Source organism: Bradyrhizobium australafricanum (genome assembly GCF_020329495.1).
GTDB classification, from domain to species: domain Bacteria; phylum Pseudomonadota; class Alphaproteobacteria; order Rhizobiales; family Xanthobacteraceae; genus Bradyrhizobium; species Bradyrhizobium australafricanum.
The window spans coordinates 1-19,101 of sequence record NZ_JAGKJL010000097.1 but is presented as its reverse complement, the minus strand read 5'-3'; the positions used below and the strand labels follow the sequence as shown (position 1 = coordinate 19,101).

The 19,101-nt window shown below is 64.7% G+C and carries 18 protein-coding genes; 11 read left to right on the top strand and 7 right to left on the bottom strand.

All coding sequences use genetic code 11. The features are described from left to right. Positions 1-307, top strand: a 307-nt coding sequence (locus J6525_RS42940) for an integrase core domain-containing protein (RefSeq protein WP_225649185.1), incomplete at its 5' end; no start/stop codon positions are given. Positions 308-422: 115 nt separating this feature from the next. Here the strand turns inward: J6525_RS42940 and J6525_RS42935 are convergent. Beyond that, on the bottom strand, positions 423-884 hold the full coding sequence (locus J6525_RS42935; protein WP_225649184.1) for an Lrp/AsnC family transcriptional regulator: 462 nt from the start codon (positions 882-884) through the stop codon (positions 423-425). Positions 885-1,015: 131 nt separating this feature from the next. Here J6525_RS42935 and J6525_RS42930 point away from each other — a divergent pair, with 131 nt between their 5' ends. Further along, positions 1,016-3,382: a thiamine pyrophosphate-binding protein gene (locus J6525_RS42930; protein ID WP_225649183.1), complete on the top strand. Its 2,367-nt coding sequence runs from the start codon at positions 1,016-1,018 to the stop codon at positions 3,380-3,382. A gap of 291 nt (positions 3,383-3,673) precedes the next feature. Further along, positions 3,674-5,107, top strand: coding sequence for an aldehyde dehydrogenase family protein (locus J6525_RS42925; RefSeq protein WP_225649182.1), 1,434 nt, complete (start codon positions 3,674-3,676; stop codon positions 5,105-5,107). A 214-nt stretch (positions 5,108-5,321) separates the two neighbouring features. Here the strand turns inward: J6525_RS42925 and J6525_RS42920 are convergent, their stop codons facing one another. Continuing rightward, complete coding sequence (locus tag J6525_RS42920; RefSeq protein WP_225649181.1) at positions 5,322-6,284, bottom strand: SMP-30/gluconolactonase/LRE family protein; 963 nt, start codon at positions 6,282-6,284, stop codon at positions 5,322-5,324. 113 nt (positions 6,285-6,397) lie between these two features. Here J6525_RS42920 and J6525_RS42915 point away from each other — a divergent pair, with 113 nt between their 5' ends. Then, positions 6,398-7,219: an NAD-dependent epimerase/dehydratase family protein gene (locus tag J6525_RS42915; RefSeq protein WP_225649180.1), complete on the top strand. Its 822-nt coding sequence runs from the start codon at positions 6,398-6,400 to the stop codon at positions 7,217-7,219. Here J6525_RS42915 and J6525_RS42910 read toward each other — a convergent pair whose 3' ends face one another. Both J6525_RS42910 and J6525_RS42905 read right to left on the bottom strand, forming a co-directional pair. Beyond that, positions 7,220-7,786, bottom strand: coding sequence for an invasion associated locus B family protein (locus tag J6525_RS42910; RefSeq protein WP_225649179.1), 567 nt, complete (start codon positions 7,784-7,786; stop codon positions 7,220-7,222). 34 nt (positions 7,787-7,820) lie between these two features. Next, a complete protein-coding gene (locus tag J6525_RS42905) occupies positions 7,821-8,513 on the bottom strand; it encodes a GntR family transcriptional regulator (RefSeq protein WP_225649178.1) in 693 nt (230 codons plus the stop codon). Positions 8,514-8,684: 171 nt separating this feature from the next. Between J6525_RS42905 and J6525_RS42900 the strand changes: the two genes are divergently transcribed. From J6525_RS42900 to J6525_RS42885, 4 genes are all read left to right on the top strand, one after another. Continuing rightward, positions 8,685-10,388 carry an IlvD/Edd family dehydratase gene (locus tag J6525_RS42900; RefSeq protein WP_225649177.1) on the top strand — a complete coding sequence of 568 codons (1,704 nt, stop codon included), beginning with the start codon at positions 8,685-8,687 and terminating at the stop codon, positions 10,386-10,388. Positions 10,389-10,548: 160 nt separating this feature from the next. Next, positions 10,549-11,550 carry a TRAP transporter substrate-binding protein gene (locus tag J6525_RS42895; RefSeq protein ID WP_225649176.1) on the top strand — a complete coding sequence of 334 codons (1,002 nt, stop codon included), beginning with the start codon at positions 10,549-10,551 and terminating at the stop codon, positions 11,548-11,550. 24 nt (positions 11,551-11,574) lie between these two features. After that, complete coding sequence (locus tag J6525_RS42890) at positions 11,575-12,159, top strand: TRAP transporter small permease (RefSeq protein WP_225160774.1); 585 nt, start codon at positions 11,575-11,577, stop codon at positions 12,157-12,159. Then, on the top strand, positions 12,156-13,496 hold the full coding sequence (locus tag J6525_RS42885) for a TRAP transporter large permease (protein WP_028331861.1): 1,341 nt from the start codon (positions 12,156-12,158) through the stop codon (positions 13,494-13,496). Before J6525_RS42890 ends, J6525_RS42885 begins: the two co-directional genes overlap by 4 nt. Positions 13,497-13,504: 8 nt before the next feature. Here J6525_RS42885 and J6525_RS42880 read toward each other — a convergent pair whose 3' ends face one another. Further along, positions 13,505-14,299, bottom strand: coding sequence for an enoyl-CoA hydratase/isomerase family protein (locus J6525_RS42880; protein WP_092082739.1), 795 nt, complete (start codon positions 14,297-14,299; stop codon positions 13,505-13,507). Between the two features lie 257 nt (positions 14,300-14,556). Here J6525_RS42880 and J6525_RS42875 point away from each other — a divergent pair, with 257 nt between their 5' ends. Next, on the top strand, positions 14,557-15,780 hold the full coding sequence (locus J6525_RS42875; RefSeq protein ID WP_225649175.1) for an NAD(P)/FAD-dependent oxidoreductase: 1,224 nt from the start codon (positions 14,557-14,559) through the stop codon (positions 15,778-15,780). Positions 15,781-15,882: 102 nt separating this feature from the next. Here the strand turns inward: J6525_RS42875 and rbsK are convergent, their stop codons facing one another. Both rbsK and J6525_RS42865 read right to left on the bottom strand, forming a co-directional pair. Next, complete coding sequence (rbsK, locus tag J6525_RS42870) at positions 15,883-16,818, bottom strand: ribokinase (protein ID WP_225649174.1); 936 nt, start codon at positions 16,816-16,818, stop codon at positions 15,883-15,885. A 21-nt stretch (positions 16,819-16,839) separates the two neighbouring features. Continuing rightward, entirely contained in the window at positions 16,840-17,733 is an 894-nt protein-coding gene (locus tag J6525_RS42865; protein WP_018270479.1) for a sugar kinase, read from the bottom strand. Positions 17,734-17,959: 226 nt separating this feature from the next. On the opposite strand from J6525_RS42865, the gene J6525_RS42860 reads away from it, so the two are divergent. Together J6525_RS42860 and J6525_RS42855 are read left to right on the top strand one after the other, a co-directional pair. Beyond that, complete coding sequence (locus J6525_RS42860; RefSeq protein WP_225649173.1) at positions 17,960-18,808, top strand: VOC family protein; 849 nt, start codon at positions 17,960-17,962, stop codon at positions 18,806-18,808. Between the two features lie 76 nt (positions 18,809-18,884). Beyond that, positions 18,885-19,101 (top strand): transposase (locus J6525_RS42855; RefSeq protein ID WP_225644397.1); only part of this gene is annotated, 217 nt, incomplete at its 3' end.

Here is a 19,101-nt window from a genome sequence, read left to right as displayed (position 1 = left end):
CTTTGATCAACTCTGCCGACAGTGCGGCATCCAGCATCGCCTGACCAAGCCCTACCATCCGCAGACCAACGGACTCGTCGAACGTTTCAACCGGCGCATCGCCGAAGCCATTGGCCGCGAAACAAAGCGTGGCAGCGCCCGGCGGACCTTCATCGATCACGCCGATCGAGACACCTTCATCGCCAAATTCGTCCACGACTACAATCGAACCAGGCTCAAATGCCTCCGCTACCAGGCCCCAATGCGGGCCCTCGCCAATCATACGGGACCAAACACGAAAGCAGGGACCCATAACCACAAATGCTGATTGTTGTGCTGGGACAACGAGTCCCGTTCTCAGCACCTGCTGCGGCGTATGGGTCCCGGCCTTCGCCGGGACGACACTGTGGGGTTGGCGCCATTCGAGTGACCAACCAACGTCCTCACACCGGCAACGCCGTCGAATACTTCACCTGGCTCAGCGCAAAGCTCGACTCGATGGAGGCGATGCCGTCGAGCCGGGTCAGCTTGTTCTTCAGGAATGCCTCATAGGAGGAGAGGTCGGCGGCGACGACGCGCAGCAGATAGTCGCGGTTGCCGGTCATCAGATAGCATTCGAGCACCTCGTCCCATTTCGAGATCGCGCGCGCGAAGCGGTTGAGGTCTTCCTCCTTCTGGCGCGCCAGCTTGATCGAGATGAAGACGGAGACGTGCAGCCCGATCGACTTCTGGTCGACGGTTGCGATGTAGCGAGAGATCACGCCGCGCTCCTCGAGCAGTTTGACCCGGCGGTGGCAAGGCGACACCGACAGCCCGATCTTGTCGGCGAGTTCCTGCATGGTCATGCGGCTGTCGGTCTGGAGCAGACTCAGGATCTTGCGGTCGATGGCATCGAGGGCAGGCATTGGGATGAACTCGTCAGTTGAAGTCGGATCGTGGGAATTTATCCCAATTTTTCCTGTGCTGTCGCGTGGAATTGAGATTTTCGCCGACGCCTGCGGCAGTAACATTCCGGCGTATCGCCCGGAGCATTGCCATGGGAATCGCGCCTGAACGCCTCGACATGCTGTCCGCCCTGGCCCGCAAGGTGCTGTGGCTGTCGTCGTGGACCATCCATCACGCCAACCATGTGCGGCCCTCTACCGACGGGTTGAAGGTCGGCGGCCACCAGGCCTCGTCGGCCTCGCTCGCCAACATCATGTCGGCGCTTTATTTCTCGGTGTTGCGCCCGCAGGACCGCGTCGCGGTGAAGCCGCATGCGAGCCCGGTGTTCCACGCCATCCAGTATCTGTTCGGCCACCAGACCCGCGACAAGCTGGAGAATTTTCGCGGCTACAAGGGCGCGCAGTCCTACCCCTCGCGCACCAAGGACAGCGACGACGTCGACTTCTCGACCGGCTCGGTCGGCCTCGGCGTCGCGCAGACATTGTTCGCCTCGCTGGTGCAGGACTACGTCAAGGCGCATGGCTGGCTGCAGGACCGGCCGGAGGGCCGGATGATCGCGCTGGTCGGCGACGCCGAGATGGACGAGGGCAACATCTTCGAGGCGCTGCTCGAGGGCTGGAAGCACGGCCTGCGCAACACCTGGTGGGTGGTCGACTACAACAGGCAGTCGCTCGACGCCGTGGTGCGCGAGGGGCTGTGGGCCAAGTTCGAGACCATGTTCCGCAACTTCGGCTGGGACGTGGTGATCGTGAAGTACGGCAAGCTGATGCTCGAGGCGTTCGCCGAGCCCGGCGGCGAGGCGCTGCGGCGCTGGATCGACAACTGCCCGAACCAGATGTACGCCGCGCTCTGCTTTCAGGGCGGCGCCGCGTTCCGCAAGCATCTGCGCGACGACATTGGCGACCAGGGCGAGGTGTCGGCGCTGATCGAGCGCCGCAGCGATGACGAGTTGCTGGCGCTGATGTCGAACCTCGGCGGCCACGATATGGCGAGCATGATCGAGGCCTTCGAGGCGATCGACCATGATCGGCCGGTCTGCTTCATCGCCTATACCATCAAGGGTGTCGGCCTGCCGATGCAGGGCCACAAGGACAACCACGCCGGCCTGATGACGGTCGCCCAGATGGAGAAGTGGCGCGCCGCGCAGAACATCCGCCCCGGCCACGAGTGGGACAAGTTCGAGGGCCTTTCGCAGGAGCCTGCGAAGCTCGAGGCCTTCCTGGCCGAGGCGCCGTTCAACCGCGAGGGGCGCCGCCGCCTGTCGGCGCCAGAAATCGACGTGCCGGAACGGCTGGCCTTCAAGGCCTCGGCGCAGATGTCGACGCAACAGGGTTTTGGTCTCGTGCTGCACGAACTGGCGCGCGGCGATAGCGAACTCGCCTCGCGCATCGTCACCGCATCGCCCGATGTCACCGTGTCGACCAATCTCGGCGCCTGGGTCAACCGCCGCGGCCTGTTCGCGAAGGCGGAGAACCACGACTTGTTCCGGCAGGAGAAGATCCCGTCCGCCTACACCTGGGAATATTCGCCGAAGGGACAGCACCTCGAGCTCGGCATCGCCGAGATGAATCTGTTCATCATGCTGTCGGCGCTCGGCCTGTCGCACCAGATCAACGGCGCGCGGCTGTTGCCGGTCGGCACGCTGTACGATCCCTTCATCGAACGCGGCCTCGATGCGCTGAACTATGCCTGCTACCAGGATGCCCGCTTCATGGTGGCGGCGACGCCGTCGGGCATCTCGCTGGCGCCGGAAGGCGGCGCGCATCAGTCGATCAAGACGCCCTTGATCGGGATCGGGCAGGACGGGCTCGCCTCGTTCGATCCGGCCTTCGTCGATGAACTTGCCGTGATCATGGGCTGGGGCTTTGGCCACATGCAGTGCGAGGGTGCCGAGGGTGGTTCGGTTTACTTGCGACTCTCGACCCGTACGCTGGAGCAGCCGCAACGGATCATGACCCCGGACCTGCAGCGCGACATCACCGACGGCGCCTACTGGATGCGCAAGCCGGGCCCGAACTGCGACATCGTCGTTGCGTATACCGGCACCGTCGCGCCGGAGGCGATCGAGGCGGTCGGCCTGATCGGCGAGAGCCACCGCGACGTCGGTCTGCTGGCGGTCACCTCCGCCGACCGGCTCCATGCGGGTTGGTCCGCCGCGCGGAATTTGCGCCGTGACCGCCGCGGCGCGCAGCATTTGAGTCATATCGAGCGCATGCTGGCGCCGCTCGGCCGCGACTGCGGCATTGTGACCGTGATCGACGGCCATCCGGCAACGCTCGGCTGGCTCGGCAGCGTGCGCGGCCACCGCGTCGAGGCGCTCGGTGTCGAGCATTTCGGCCAGACCGGCACGATCGGCGACCTCTACCGCCACTACGGCATCGACGCCAACGCCATCATCGACGCGGCGGAAAGCGTCTCGGTCGGCGCCCCGGTGCGGCATCGCAAGATGGCGGTGTAGCCACATCGTCGTCCCGGCGAAGGCCGGGACCCATTACCACAACTGGCAGCAAGTAAACGCGACTCGTTCTAACAGCACCCTTTACCAATTGCCGGCGGTGGTTATGGGCCCCGGCCTTCGCCGGGGCGACGAGACCAACCTTGCCACCTGCGCGATAGCGACATTATATGCTGTTCGCGCGCACGAGCCGCGTCCCGCATATGGCGGGTTCAATTCGCCGGGCTTTCGTGCAAGGATGCCTGCCGAACGCTTTCGTTCCCCATTCCATACGCCCCGTACAAGAGGTTTCCGATGGTCAATCGCATGCAATTCTACATCGACGGCGCCTGGGTCGATCCCGTCGTCAAAGGCAAGTCCACCCCGGTCGTCAATCCGGCAACCGAAGAAGCGATGTATGAGATTGCGCTCGGCTCCAAGGCCGATGTCGACAAGGCAGTCGCCGCCGCCAAGCGCGCCTTCGAGACCTTTTCCCGGACCAGCCGCGAGGAGCGCGTCGCGCTGCTCACCAAGATCGTCGAGGTCTACAAGGGCCGCATGAAGGAGATCGGCGCGGCCGTCTCCGACGAAATGGGCGCGCCGTTGCCGATGGCCGAGAAGCTGCAGGCCGGCGCCGGCCTTGGCCACCTCATGAACATCCTCGAAGTGCTGAAGAAGTACGAGTTCGAGGAGACCATGGGCACCGCCGTGATCGTGCGCGAGCCGGTCGGCGTCGTCGGCATGATCACCCCCTGGAACTGGCCGCTGAACCAGATCGCCTGCAAGGTCGCGCCCGCGCTCGCCGCCGGTTGCACCATGATCCTGAAGCCGTCGGAGTTCACCCCGACCTCGGCGCTGATCTTCGCGGAAATCCTCCATGAAGCCGGCGTGCCGAAGGGCGTGTTCAACCTGCTCAACGGCCTCGGCCCGGAGGTAGGTGCGGCGATGAGCGAGCACCCGGACATCGACATGATCTCGTTCACCGGTTCGACCCGCGCCGGCGTCGACGTCGCCAAGCGTGCGGCGCCGACCGTGAAGCGCGTCAGCCAGGAGCTCGGCGGCAAGTCGCCGAACGTGATCCTCGATGGTGCCGACCTGACCAAGGCGGTGACCGGCGGCGTGATGCACATGTTCAACAATTCGGGCCAGTCCTGCAACGCGCCGTCGCGCATGATCGTGCCGCTCTCCAAGATGAAGGAAGTGGCCGCGATCGCGAAGGGCGTCGCCGACAAGACCAAGGCCGGCGATCCGCGTGCCGACGGCACCACGATCGGTCCGGTCGTCAACCGAGGCCAGTGGGACAAGATCCAGGCGCTGATCCAGAAGGGCATCGACGAGGGCGCAACGCTCGTCGCCGGCGGCCCGGGCCTGCCTGAGGGCGTCAACAAGGGCTTCTATGTCCGTCCGACCATCTTCGCCGACGTCACCAACGACATGACGATCGCCCGCGAAGAGATCTTCGGACCGGTGCTGACCATCCTCGGCGCCAAGGACGAAGCCGACGCGGTGAAGATCGCCAACGACACGCCGTATGGTCTCGCCGGTTACGTCTCCGCCGACACCGTGGAAACCGCGCGCCGCGTCGGCCGCCAGATCCGCGCCGGCAACGTCAACCTGCAGGGCGTGCCGAACGAGCGCACCGCGCCGTTCGGCGGCTACAAGCAGTCCGGCAACGGCCGCGAGTGGGGCCGCTACGGTCTGGAAGAATATCTCGAGGCCAAGGCGGTCGCCGGCTACAACGCCGCGTAAGCCGAGCCACGAGAGACGCGACTTTTGGCGCCGGGGCAGGCAACTGCTCCGGCGTCAGCCATTTTGGGGGCGCAAGGTCTTGAAGAGTGCGAATCTTGCGAAGATGAAGGTTGCAGTCTCGCCGTCATTGCGAGCGAAGCGAAGCAATCCATCTCTCCTCACGGGCGGACAGATGGATTGCTTCGTCGCTTCGCTCCTTGCAATGACGGCCGGGCTAGCCGCCGAGCGCGCCTTGGGTGTTGACGTAGAGCGCATAGATCGACTGGCTCGCCGCCATGAACAGGCGGTTGCGCTTGACGCCGCCGAAGCAGAGGTTGGCGCAGCGCTCCGGCAGCGCGATGCGGCCGATCATGACGCCGTCGGGCGCGAACACGACGACGCCGTCGAGTTCGGGATCACCCATGCCCCAGCCGCACCACAGATTGCCGTCGATGTCGCAGCGCATGCCGTCGGGCGTGCCCGGGCCGGCGTCGATGAAGACGCGCTTGTTGGAGATCGTCTTGCCGTCGGCTGCGACGTCATAGGCGAGGATCTTGCGGTTCGGCTCGCCGCGGGATTCCACGACGTAGAGGATCCTCTCGTCCGGCGAGAAGCACAGTCCGTTCGGGCCGAGCACGCCCTCGGCGACGATGCTGGCCTTGCCGGTTTCGGGATCGAGCCGGTAGACGTTGGGCTCGATCTCCGGATCGGCCTTGTAGCCTTCGTAATTGCCGAGCAAGCCGAAGATCGGATCGGTGAACCAGATCGCGCCGTCGGATTTCACCACGACGTCGTTCGGCGAATTCAGCCGCTTGCCGCCGAAGGAATCGATCAACACCGTGATCGATCCGTCATATTCGGTGCGCACCACGCGGCGGCCGCCATGCTCGCAGCTGATCAGCCGCCCCTGGCGGTCGCGGGTGTTGCCGTTGGCGAAGTTCGACGGCTTGCGGAAGATGCTGACCGCGCCGGTCTCTTCCTCCCATTTGAGGATACGCTGGTTCGGGATGTCGCTGCACAACAGATAGCGGCCGTCGCCGAACCACACCGGACCTTCGGCCCAGCGCAGGCCGGTCGCGATGCGCTCGACGGCGGAGAGTTTCAGCCAGTATTTCTCGAAACGCGGATCGAGCGCGCGGATCGCGGGATCGGGATAGCAGGTCGCGGGACGCCAGCCGGCGGAATGAACATCGGACATTTGCTGTTCTCGTTGTTGTGTTTCGATGGTGTTTCCTTGAGCGCCTGGTTTGCTATCATTGTCGGCCTGCGACCGCAATTCGATCGCAGCAATCAGGAAAGAAGAGGGACGGCATGCCACGCATATTGATGACCGGCGCATCGGGGGGAATCGGAACGAGCCTGCGCAAGCTGCTGCCGCCGATCTATCCGGATCTCCTGCTGAGCGATATCAAGCAGCCCTCCGATCTCGGCAGCAACGAAAAGTTCAAGGCGGCCGATCTCGCCGACCTTGCACAGGTCGAGGCGATCTGCGAAGGCGTCGACGGCATCCTGCATTTCGGCGGCTATTCGGTCGAAGGCCCCTGGGACGCGATCTTGCAGTCCAACATCATCGGTTGCTACAATCTGTTCGAGGCGGCGCGCAAAAAGGGCGTCAAGCGCGTGATCTTCGCCTCATCCAACCACGCGGTCGGGTTCTATCCGCGTCATCACCGCATCGGCACCGACGTCATGGCGCGGCCGGACAGTCGTTATGGTGTGAGCAAGGTGTTCGGCGAAGGCGTGGGCGCGCTCTATGCCGACAAGCACGGCATCAAGGTCACGTGCCTCCGGATCGGCAATTTCGGCGAGGCGCCGCTCGACCACCGCAGGCTCTCGATCTGGCTCAAGCCGGAAGACCTCGTCCAGCTCTGCCGCATCGGGCTCGAGCATCCCGACATCCATTTCGAGGTGCTGTACGGCGCGTCCTACAATGAGCGCTCGTGGTGGGACAATCACCGCGCCTACGATCTCGGCTATCGTCCGACCGGAAGGGCTGAGGATTTCCGCGAGCACGCGATGGCCGAGCAGGCCAAGCTGCCGCCGGATCCGGTCGGCGGCTATTACCAGGGCGGCGCGTTCTGCAGCATGGAGTTCGACGGCGACAAGGAGAGGGTGATCGCCTGGAAGAAGTGATCAATCCTCGCATTGCGGCAGTTGCTTCACGGATTCGGTGTGCTGCTGCGCGTCCTTCGAACCTTGCCCGGATGTCTTGGGCGGGCTGCCGGGCCCGTCAAAGGTTTCGGCGAAGTGCGTGAGGGGAAAGGCGAGGCTGATGGTCTGCCCGGTGAGGTTCTTGGCTTCGACGGCGATGGTCTGCGCGTGCTTCAGCCGCTCGATCATTTCGCCGTCGGCCTCGAGCGTGCCGCCGCAGCCGAGCGTGTAGCAATGCGGCCTCGCGATCTGGATCGGCTCGTCCTGATCGATGCGGAGGCTGATCGTGCCTTCCAGCATGGTCCGCGTTCCGACATTGGCGCTCACGATCGCGCGCTTGCTGCTCTGCGGCGAGACACTGAGCGTGCCGCCCGACGGCACGCATTGGCCGCGGGCAGCCGCAGCGACGAAGCAGCTCGCCTCTGTCAGGCAGGTCTTGGTCCAGGGCTCGTAGGTGAGCTGCGTCGCGCGCGGATCGGCCGCTTCGCCGACGCCGCCGAGCGCAAGCTGCACGGCCAGCGATCCAAGGAATATAGCCACATAGCGCATCGCCGTCTCCTTCACGAAGAGGCCGGGTATCGCGCTATTGCGGCTTTTTGTCGTTGGAGATGCGGACGAGATAATCCGCCTTGCTGTACTGCATGTGATCGACGCAAAGCTGCGCCAGCGCCCAGCTGTCGCGGCCCTTCAAGAGCTCGATCATCAATTCGTGCTGGCGGCGCGACAATGCGAGGCCCTCGCTGTCGGCGAGATTCTTGGCGCGCATCGGCAGTGTCAGGTTCATGTAGTCCTGCAATGAGCGGACGAGGTAAGGATTGCCACAGGCGGAGAACAGCGCGAGGTGGAATGCATCGTTGGTCTCGTGAATGCCGCGCATGTCCTGCGCCTCGGCCTTGATGCAGTAGTGCCGTTGCAGTTCGCTCAACTGGTCGATCAGGCTTTGCGGCGCGGGCAGGGCGATCATCAGCGCGGCCTGGCGCGTCAACATCTCGCGCACCTCATAGATCTGCCGCACTTCCTCAGCCGAATAGAACCGCACCGTGGCGCCGACATTCTTCTCGCGCAGCACGATGCCCTGGCGCTCGAGCTGGAACAGCGCCTGGCGGATGAAATGCCGGCTCGCGCCATAGCGCTGCATCAGGGTATCCTCGATCAGCCGCAAACCGGGCGCGAAGCGGCCGAAGATGATGTCCTCCTCCAGCCGGCGGATCACCTCCGCCTGTTCCTCCTCGCGCGAGGGGGCCTGGAGTTCGGGCAATGTGGGCTCGGCTGTCATGCGCTCTCGGCTTCGGATCGGTGCCTGAGGTCAGCATGGCGCCACGGTTATTGTCAATAATGGGGGCGATTTTGCCGCAGGCAAGCCACCCGCCGCGACCGGATTATCTCATATTGACAATAATTCCTGCCGCTCCTTTAGTGCGGCCGAACAACCACGGGATAGAAGAAAATGGCCGACGGACTTCGCAAGGGACTGACAAGCTATGGTGACGCCGGCTTCTCGCTGTTCCTGCGCAAGGCGTTCATCAAGGCGATGGGCTATTCTGACGATGCGCTCAATCGCCCGATCGTCGGCATCACCAACACCTACAGCGACTACAATCCCTGCCACGGCAACGTGCCGCAGATCATCGAGGCGGTGAAGCGCGGCGTGATGCTGTCGGGCGGGATGCCGTTCGTGTTCCCGACCATTTCGATCGCCGAGAGCTTTGCGCACCCGACCTCGATGTATCTGCGCAACCTGATGGCGATGGATACCGAGGAGATGATCCGCGCCCAGCCGATGGATGCGGTGGTCGTGATCGGCGGCTGCGACAAGACCTTGCCGGCGCAGATCATGGCCGCGATCAGCGCCGATCTGCCGACCGTGGTGATTCCGGTCGGGCCCATGGTGGTCGGCCATCACAAGGGCGAGGTGCTCGGCGCCTGCACGGACTGCCGCCGGCTGTGGGGCAAGTATCGCGCCGGCGAGATCGACGACAACGAGATCGAGGCGGTGAACGGCCGCCTCGCGCCCTCGGTCGGCACCTGCATGGTGATGGGCACTGCCTCCACCATGGCCTGCATCACCGAGGCGCTCGGCCTGTCGCTGCCGATGAGCGCGACGATCCCGGCGCCGCATGCCGAACGCTTCCGTTCCGCCGAGGCCAGCGGCCGCGTCGCCGCCGAGATGGCGAAGACCAAGGGACCGAAGCCGAGCGAGATCCTGACGCCGTCCTCGTTCCTCAACGCCCAGGTCGTCATGCAGGCGATCGGCGGCTCGACCAACGGGCTGATCCATCTCACGGCGATCGCCAACCGCTCGCCGCACAAGATCGACCTCGAGGCGTTCGACAAGCTCGGCCGCGAGGTCCCCGTGCTGGTCGACCTCAAGCCGTCGGGCGAACACTACATGGAGCATTTCCATCACGCCGGTGGCGTGCCGAAGCTGATGGCGCAGCTCGGCGACCTCATCGATCTCGATGCCAAGACCATCACCGGCCAGACCTTGCGCGAGGTCGTCGCCAATGCCGAGGATGTGCCGGGGCAGGACGCGATCCGCTCCAAGGCGAACCCGATCAAATCCGAAGGCGCGATGGCGATCCTGCACGGCAATCTCGCGCCGCGCGGCGCCGTTATCAAGCAGTCGGCGGCGAGCCCGAAACTATTGCAGCACACCGGGCGCGCCGTGGTGTTCGAATCGGTCGAGGACATGACGCTGCGGGTCGACGATCCCGCGCTCGATGTGACCGCCGACGACGTGCTGGTGTTGCGCAATGCCGGCCCGAAGGGCGCGCCGGGCATGCCGGAGGCGGGTTACCTGCCGATCCCGAAGAAACTCGCGCGCGCCGGCGTGAAGGACATGGTCCGCATCTCCGATGCGCGGATGAGCGGCACCGCGTTCGGCACCATCGTGCTGCACATCACGCCGGAATCCGCCGTCGGCGGTCCGCTCGGGCTGGTGCGGAACGGCGACATGATCCGGCTCGATGTCGCCAAGCGCAGCATCGATCTTTTGGTCGACGAGGCCGAATTGCAGAAGCGCCGCGACGCGCTCGCGCCGGCCGGTACGCCCGACTGGGCCAAGCGCGGCTACGCGCATCTCTTCAACGACACCATCCTGCAGGCCGACGAGGGCTGCGATTTCGACTTCATGCGCGCCAAGGGCAAGTAGCAAGTCGCCGGTGTCGTTCGGCCCGGCGGTCGAATTGTCGATAATTTCTGCGTTGCGGCACTCAATGATACCCGCAGGCGGCTCGTTTCTCCTGTTTTATTGACAATCCCGCGCGACTGGTGGGATGATCCCCTCAATCAAGAACAGGGGGAACGTTGCGATGGGCTATTCAGCCAGGATCGTCGGGATTGCCATGGCCGCGGCAGCGCTGCTGCTGTCCGCGGGCGCCGGCGCGCAGGAGGTCAAGCACTTCCGCTTCGCGCACGATCAGCAGCTCAATACCGGCTATAGCGTCGCCTACGACATGTTCTCCGCCAAGCTCAAGGAATTGAGCAAGGGGACCATGATCGTCGACCAGTATCCGGGGGCGCAGCTCGGACAGGAGCCGCAGCTGCTGCAGCTTGTGAAATCTGGAGACATTGAATTCGCCATCATCTCGTCGGCGAACACTGCAACCATCTCGCCGCAGGCCGGTGTGATGTCGCTGCACTTCCTGTTCCGCGACGCCAACCACGTGGTCAAGGCGCTTGCCGATCCGAAGGTGATCGATGCGATCAAGGCTATGATCGACGACACGTCGCAAGGCCTTCATGTCATCGCGACGGGCAGCCAAGGTGTGAGAAGCATCTATGCGAGGAAGGAAATCCACAACGTCGGCGACCTCAAGGGTGTAAAGATTCGCGTTCAGGCGACGGCTACGGAAGACACGATCTTCCCGGCTTACGCGGCGCAAACCGTCCATATGCCGTTCGGCAGCGTGTACACGTCATTGCAGACCGGCGTCGTCGATGCGGCGGAAAACAGCGTGAACGTTTACCTCGTCAATAAGCACTACGAAGTCGCGCCGGTGCTCTCGATGACCGAGCACGAGGCCAACAATGCGCTGCTGTTCGTCAGCGACAAGCTGTGGCAGAGCCTCTCAGCCGAGCAGAAGACCTGGGTGACGACGGCGGCCGCCGAGGTCAGCGCCAAGGAGCCGGCGAAGGCGTTCGAATTGGAGAAGAACGCGGCTGCAAAACTGAAATCGTTCGGCGTCAAGGTGGTCGAGGATGTGGACAAGAAGAGCTTTACCGCGATCGCCGATCCCTATCTCGACAAGCTCGCCAAGGACCTCGGGCCGCATGCGGAGAAGATCAAGAATTTGATCCGCGCGATCAACTAGCCCGGGTCGACGGGGAGCGCGAGCATGGCCATCGCCGACACACTGGTGCTGCAACGGCAGCGGCATCTGAAATGGCGGGCGCTCGACCGGCTCGAGCTGATCCTGATGATGCTGTGCGGCTTGCTGTGCTTCGGCTTCTCGCTGTCGGTGACCGCCGATATCGTCACCCGCACCATCGGTCATCCCTGGCTGTGGCTGCAGGAGGTGACCTCGACGCTGTTCATCTACGCGATCTTCATCGGGGCCGCGGTCGCGACACGGCGCAACGACCATCTCTATCTCACCGCGATCTCCGAAGCGCTGCATGGCAGGTCGCGGCTGTTCGTCGAGATCGTCATCCGTCTGGTGGTGCTGGGCGTCGCCTTCTGCCTGGTCTGGTACGGCTATCAAAATTACCTGCGAGGCTTCGGCAGCTTCCGCCTGCCGTCGGGTACGCCGATCGCCTCGCTCTATGCGGTGATCCCGCTGTCTGGCATCCTGATCGGCCTGTTCACGGTCGAGCAGCTCGTCAACGGGATCCGCAATGGCTTCGACCATCCGGAGCCGCCGGATGACGACCTTCCGATTCCTGCGATCGATACCCGCGCGACGACGGGAGTGCAGCCGTGAGCGCACCGGTCGTGCTTGCGCTGATGTCGTTCTGCTTCCTGTTCTTCGGCTATCTCGGCGTGCCCGTGCCGTTCTCGCTGATGGCCGGCGTGTTCGTCGGCGCAGTGCTATCAGACGTCTCGCTGGCGGCGATCATCCAGAAGATCTTCGACGGCGTCGATTCCGAGGCGCTGCTTGCGATCCCGTTCTTCTTGCTGGTCGGCGAGCTCATGAGCTCGGCAAATGTCGTGGTCCGCATCGCCAATCTGTCGGTCTCGCTGGTCGGCCACATCAGGGGCGGGCTGTCGCAGGTCGTCGTCGTCTTCAGCATGTTCTTCTCGGAGATGTCCGGCTCGACCACCGCCGACGTCGCGGTCATGAGCCGGGCGCTCGGCGGGCCGATGCGGCGGGAAGGGTATGAGCCGGCCTTCATCGCCGCGATCATCGCCTCGGCGTCGACGATCGCGGCGCTGGTGCCGCCGAGCATCACGGCGGTGGTCTATGGCGCGGTCGGCAATGTCTCGATTGCCGGGCTGTTCATGGCCGGTGTGGTCCCCGGGCTGATGATCGGCTTCGGGCTGATGATCTACTGCTACTTCTTCGGTCCCTCGGGCCTGCGCAAGCCGCGCGCGCCGCTGCGCCAGGTTGCGTTCGCCGCCGGTGACGCGGCGCTGCCGATGATGATCCCGGTGATCCTGCTGGGCGGCATCCTGACCGGCTGGTTCACGCCGACCGAGGCCGGCGTCGTCGCGGTCGCCTACATCATCGTCGTGGTGATCCCGGCGCTGAACCGCGGGCACCTGAAGAAGATCCCGTACGATTTCTGTCTGGCGGGCCTGATCTTCTCGCTGCCGCTGATCACGATCGGCGCGGCGAACGCGTTCGGCTGGATGCTGGCCTATCTGCGCGGCGCAATCTACATCGCCGATTGGATCACCTCTATCGCCGGTAACGACCCGCACCTCATCATGCTCTTGATGGTGTTGCTGTTCACCGTGGTCGGCGACTTCATCGAGCCGGTGCCGACCATCATCATCTTCATGCCGCTGGTCAACGCCTTGACCCAGGCCGGCGACATCAATGGCGTGCATATGGGCGTGGTGCTGATCGCAACGCTGGCATTCGGCCTGATCACGCCGCCCTACGGGCTCGTGCTGCTGATGGCCTCGAAATTCGTCGGCATCAGTTTTGCAAAAGCATTGCGGGCGGCGCTACCGATCTATGTCGTGTTCCTGGTCACGATCTGCTTCACGATCTATTTTCCGAAGGTCGTGCTGTGGCTGCCCAAGCAGGTGATCCCGGAATCGGTCGGCTGCTTCAAGGCACCCGGCGGCACGGGGTACATTTGCCCGAACTAGCCAAACCTCTACTTCGACTTGCTGGTGAATTTCTTCACGGCGACGCGGAAATCATCGGTATGCATCGCCGTGATGATCTTGTGTTCCTCGGCGTCGAGCTGCTGCTTGGTCGGCGTGGTGGCGGCCTGATAGACCAGTGATTTGGTCCCCGCGATCGCGGCGGGCGGATTTTGCGCCAGACGCTCGGCGAGCTGCCGCGTCGCCGCCTTCAGCTCGGCCGCGGGGACGGTCTTGACGACCAGACCCCATTCATAGGCTTGCTGCGCGGTGAACCCATCCTCGGCCAGGAAAATCTGCAGCGCGCGGCGGGTACCGACCGTGCCGACGATGCCGACCGTGCTGCCGCCATCCGGCGATACGCCGATCTTGGCATAGGCGGGCGTGAAGCGGGCATCCTCTGCGGCGATACACAGGTCGGTCACGAACGCGAGGCCCATGCCGGCTCCGGCCGCCGAACCATGCACGCTGGATAGCACGATCTTCGGCATCCGCCGGACCGTCTCGATGAAGGCATGGTAGTGGTGAAGCATCTCGCCGACCACGGGGGCGACATTGTTGGCTTCGGTCGCGGCGCCGATGGTCTGCAAATCGCCACCGGCGCAGAAGGCGCGGCCTTCGCCCTCGATGACCAGTACGCGAACGTCCTTGTTGGCTTCGACCTCGGCGCTGAGCTGCTCGAGCTTCTTGGCAATCGTCATGTCGATCGAGTTGAACGCGGCCGGCCGGTTCAGTGTGATGGTTGCGATGGCGCCGTCGATGCGGAGCAAAGCGGGGTCGGTGGCGGAGGGGGCGGGTGCTGGCATATTGAAGACCTTGGGCTAGTTGGTTCCGGACATTTAAGGCCTTGGCGGGAGCCGTGGCAATCCGGCCCGGCGCCCGGGGGCCGCGGGTGCGCCCAGAATCGCCTGAGACCCCCTTGCATCGGTACGAGCCATGAGGCCAAATGGCATGCGCCTTCGGTACGCAGACACGAGCGCTGTGGGGACGGGGCAAGCAAGCTAACATCGACAAAAGGAAACGGCATGGGTCACTCCTGCTCGCGCGTATTTGGGTTGTTCCGATGACAGGCTCGGTCATCATCGTCGGCGCCGGACACGCCGGCTTCCAGCTCGCGGCGTCGCTGCGCCAGGCCGGCTTCGCCGAGCGCATCGCCCTGGTCAATGACGAAGGCCATTTGCCGTATCAGCGGCCGCCGCTGTCGAAGGCCTATCTGAAAGGGACCGGCGGGCCCGAGAGCCTGATGTTCCGGCCCGACAAGTTCTACCAGGACAACAAGATCGAGCTGATCACCGATCGCGCCCATGCGATCGACCGCAATGCGCGGAAGGTGGCGCTCGCCTCCGGCGCGTCGCTCGATTACGGACACTTGGTGTTCGCCACCGGCGCGCGGAACCGGCTGCTGGATATCCCCAACGCCAAGCTCGACGCAGTCCGCTACCTGCGCATTCTGGATGAGAGCCAGGCGCTGCGCGACTTGATCGCGCCCGGCATGCGCGTCGTCGTGATCGGCGCGGGCTTCATCGGGCTCGAATTCGCCGCCACCGCGCGGGCCAAGGGCCTCGAGGTCGACGTGGTCGAACTCGCCTCCCGTGTGATGGCGCGGGCGGTGACCGCGGAGATTTCCGAGTTCTCGCAATCCCGCCACAACGCGGCCGGCATCCGGCTTCACCTCGGGGTACAGGTCACGGCGATCGAGGCCGATGGCGGCAAGGTTACCGGCGTCAGCCTGAGCAACGGCACGCATGTCGCGGCCGATCTCGTCGTGGTCGGTGTCGGCGTGCTGCCGAATGTCGAGCTTGCGGCGGAGGCCGGGCTGCCGGTGGCATCCGGCATCATCGTCGACGAGCATCTGTTGACCGCCGATCCGAATGTCTCCGCGATCGGCGATTGCGCGCTCTACGCCAGCAAACGCTTCGGCGGGTCGCTGCGGCTGGAGTCGGTGCAGAATGCGACCGACCATGCGCGCTGCGTGGCGTCGCGGCTGACCGGCAAGACCGAGGTCTATGACGGTCTGCCGTGGTTCTGGAGCGACCAGGGCCCCGACAAGCTGCAGATGGCGGGTCTCACCACCGGCTACGACCGCGTCGTGGTGCGCGGCGACCGCGCGCAGGGCGCGTTCTCGGCGTTCTGCTATCGCGGCGACAAGCTGCTCGGCATCGAGTCGGTCAACCGCGCCGGCGATCACATGTTCGGCCGCAGGCTGCTCGGCGCCGGCGGCTCGATCACGCCGGAGCAGGCGGTGGATGCGAGCTTCGACCTGAAGAGTGCGCTGGCGCAAATATAAGCAAGCGTCGTCCCGGCGAAGGCCGGGACCCATACTCCGCGGCAGTCGTTGGCGGAGACGAACGCAGTTGCCACGCGCGTGCCCCAAACTGTAGCCGGTGGGTTATGGGTCCCGGCCTTCGCCGGGACGACGCGTGGAAAGAACGGCGCTAACCTCATCCGCCGTCGGCATCGACGGCGCGGCTCCCATCCGTTGCACGCAAATCGAGGCGGCGGCGTTGGCGTAGGCCAGTGCGTCGCCGAGCGGCTTGCCGATGGCGAGCTGTGAGGCGAGGGCGCCGACGAAGCAATCGCCGGCGCCTGTGGTGTCGACGGCCTTGACCTCGCGTCCCGGCACGAGCAGCGGCTGGTTGTCGACCAGCGCCAGCACGCCGCGCTTTCCGAGCGTGACGCAGACGATCCTGCCTTGCCCCAACGCCCGGGCCGCCTCGGAGAAGCGCTCCGGCGTGTCGCTGTCGCGCAGCCCCGTGCCAGTCAGGTAGCCGAGTTCGGTCTCGTTCAGAACGAGGATGTCGACGAGATCGAGCAGAGCCTTGTCGGCCTGTTTTGCCGGTGCCGGATTGAGGATCGTGGTGGCGCCGACGGCGCGGGCGCGTCGGAAGAAGGCAGCGATCGCCGGCAGCGGGATCTCGAACTGGCTGACCGCGACGTCACCCTTCATAAGTGAGGGGACCTTGACATCACGAGCGTCAACGAGCCCGTTGGCGCCTGGCACGACGACAATCGTGTTGTCGGCATTGGCGAGCGTGATGATCGCCGTGCCGGAATGCGTGCCGTGCGTGGTCTTGACCGAGGTGAGATCGACGCCTTGCGCGGCAAGGTACGCTCGCAGCTCCTTGCCAAACGCATCGGTGCCGAGCCGGCCGATCAGCGTGGTCGCTACGCCGAGCTTGGCCGAAGCCACCGCCTGGTTGGCGCCCTTGCCTCCGGGAAAATAGAGCACGGCCTCGCCGGCGACGGTTTCGCCGATCCGCGGATGGCGCTCGGCGGTCGCCACCACGTCCATATTGATGCTGCCGGCGACGAAGACGTGCCTCATGACTAGCCCCGTTCACCGATATCAGGCCTCGGCGCGAAATTCCTGCTTGACCGCTGCGATATCGGCGAGTGTCGGCAAGCCGGCCTCGTTGCCGAGCTTCTGGATCTTGAAGGTCGAGGCTGCACGCGCGAACTTGAAGTGCTCATGCCAGCCTTTGCTCGGGTTCGAAAGGTAAGAGTAGATGTAGGCGCCGTGGAAGACGTCGCCGGCGCCGTTGGTATCGATCACACGCGCGCGCGGGATCGGGAAGGCCGGCAGCGTGCGCACTGTGCCGGCCTCGTCATACCAGAGCAGGCCGCGCTCGCCCATGGTGACGCCGCCGACCTTGCAGCCGCGGCTCTTGAGATAGTCGAGCATCTGCTCCGGCGTCTTGTCCATCTGCTCGCACAGGCGTTCGGCGACGATCGCAATGTCGATGAATGCGAGCAGCTCGTGGGTGTTGGTGCGCAGGCCGCCGCCGTCGAGCGAGGTCAGGATGCCGTCCTCGCGGCACAGCTTCGCATAATGGATCGCGGCGTCCGGCTGGTGGCCGTCGATGTGCAGCGCGCGGCAGCCCTTGATGTTCAGCAGCGGAAAGGGGTGGATGTGCTGGTCGTCGCGGCAGCGGACGATGGCGCGCTTGCCGTCGTTCGGCATGATGAAGGACAGCGAGGAGGAGTTGACCTTGCGGGGGTGGAACGAGATGCCGTACCTGTCGGCCATGTCCCAGAACATCCGTCCGAGCCAGTCATTGGCCATGGTGGCGATCAGGTCCGGCGGGACGCCGAGCTTGGCGCAGCAGAATGCTGCGGTCACGGCGTTGCCGCCGAACGACACCGCATAGGCGTCGGCGACGTGCTTTTCGTCGCCGACGGGCATGTGATCTGTGATGAAGGTGACGTCGATATAGGTCTGTCCGATGAAGAGGGCCTGCATTCGCTTTCCGTCGTGGCTTGGTGTGGTCCCGGCCGGCGGTTCCAGACTAGCATTGCTGATCGGCCGATATCGCTGAAAATATTCGCAACCCTGCCTGGTTTACAGGTAGAGATGATGGCTGCGCCGGGCCGTTCTGGCATGCGGCATAACGGCCGGCGGCAGTCCGTGGTTCCGGGTTGGGTTAAGGGAGAAACACAGTGACGGCAGATTCGGGGAGGTTGCAGCCATGATTACCGGTCTCGATCACGTCGTCGTCCTGACCAGCGACATCGCTGCTGCCAGCGCGGCCTATGAGGCGCTGTTCGCGCGGACGCCTTCCTGGCGCTACAGCGGCGGCGGCGCGGACCGCACGCTGTTCACGCTCGACAACACCACGCTGGAGTTGGTGGCGCCGCACGGCGACGATGACGCAGCCCAGCGCATCCGCAGCGCGCTCGTAACGCAAGGCGAGGGGCTTGCGAGCCTCTGCTTCCGCACCAGCGACATCGCCAGGACACACCGCCGGCTCGACCGGCTGACGCTGAAGCCCGAACCCGTCACGGAGGTGGAGAGCCGCGACGATACCAGCGGCGCCGTGCTGTCGTGGAAGCGTACGCGGGCCGCGACCGATGCGACGCGCGGCGTGCGCATGTTCTTCCTGGAACGCGAGCAGGAGCGGCCGTTGTCGGTGCGTACCACGACCGCATCGATCACCGCGATGGATCATGTGGTGGTTTCGACCGCCGACCCGGAACGCGCCGCCGCGCTCTATGGCGCGCGGCTCGGGCTCGACATGGCGCTCGACCGGTCGCATCCGGAGTGGGGCCGGCTGATGTTCTTCCGCTGCGGCGACCTCGTGGTCGAGGTCACGCACCGGCCGGGCAAATCGGAGACGGACGCGCCGGACCGGCTGCGCGGCATCTGCTGGCGCGTCGCCGATATCGATGCCACACGTGCGCGGCTGATCGCCGCTGGTGTCGACGTCTCCGAGGTTCGTACCGGCCGCAAGCCCGGCACGCGCGTGATGACCGTGCGCAACGGCACCTGCGGCGTGCCGACGCTGCTGGTGCAGCCTTCGCAAGGAAAACCGGACTAGGACCGATCGACATTCAGGATTCCCAAGCGGTTTGATCGCTGATTCATAGAGTTCCGTGATTCGAGACACGGAGCAGATGGTGGCGGCGAAACGATATGAGCTGACGGAGGCGCAATGGGCGAGGATTGCGCCACTGCTGCCGGGGAAAGCTGGCGACCCGGGACGTACGGCTGCGGACAATCGACTGTTCGTCAACGGATGTTTGTGGGTTTTGCGATCGGGCGCACACTGGAGCGACCTGCCGGAACGGTACGGCAAGTGGAAAACGGTGCATCAGCGCTTCAGCCGCTGGT

Coding starts and splice junctions, on each gene's coding strand:
- J6525_RS42915 (WP_225649180.1), top strand. CDS start 6,398: ATGCCACGCATATTGATGACCGGCGCATCGGGGGGAATCGGAACGAGC.
- J6525_RS42900 (WP_225649177.1), top strand. CDS start 8,685: ATGGCCGACGGACTTCGCAAGGGACTGACAAGCTATGGTGACGCCGGC.
- J6525_RS42875 (WP_225649175.1), top strand. CDS start 14,557: ATGACAGGCTCGGTCATCATCGTCGGCGCCGGACACGCCGGCTTCCAG.
- J6525_RS42910 (WP_225649179.1), bottom strand. CDS start 7,786: ATGCGCTATGTGGCTATATTCCTTGGATCGCTGGCCGTGCAGCTTGCG.
- rbsK (WP_225649174.1), bottom strand. CDS start 16,818: ATGAGGCACGTCTTCGTCGCCGGCAGCATCAATATGGACGTGGTGGCG.
- J6525_RS42895 (WP_225649176.1), top strand. CDS start 10,549: ATGGGCTATTCAGCCAGGATCGTCGGGATTGCCATGGCCGCGGCAGCG.
- J6525_RS42930 (WP_225649183.1), top strand. CDS start 1,016: ATGGGAATCGCGCCTGAACGCCTCGACATGCTGTCCGCCCTGGCCCGC.
- J6525_RS42860 (WP_225649173.1), top strand. CDS start 17,960: ATGATTACCGGTCTCGATCACGTCGTCGTCCTGACCAGCGACATCGCT.
- J6525_RS42935 (WP_225649184.1), bottom strand. CDS start 884: ATGCCTGCCCTCGATGCCATCGACCGCAAGATCCTGAGTCTGCTCCAG.
- J6525_RS42905 (WP_225649178.1), bottom strand. CDS start 8,513: ATGACAGCCGAGCCCACATTGCCCGAACTCCAGGCCCCCTCGCGCGAG.
- J6525_RS42880 (WP_092082739.1), bottom strand. CDS start 14,299: ATGCCAGCACCCGCCCCCTCCGCCACCGACCCCGCTTTGCTCCGCATC.
- J6525_RS42865 (WP_018270479.1), bottom strand. CDS start 17,733: ATGCAGGCCCTCTTCATCGGACAGACCTATATCGACGTCACCTTCATC.
- J6525_RS42925 (WP_225649182.1), top strand. CDS start 3,674: ATGGTCAATCGCATGCAATTCTACATCGACGGCGCCTGGGTCGATCCC.
- J6525_RS42890 (WP_225160774.1), top strand. CDS start 11,575: ATGGCCATCGCCGACACACTGGTGCTGCAACGGCAGCGGCATCTGAAA.
- J6525_RS42920 (WP_225649181.1), bottom strand. CDS start 6,284: ATGTCCGATGTTCATTCCGCCGGCTGGCGTCCCGCGACCTGCTATCCC.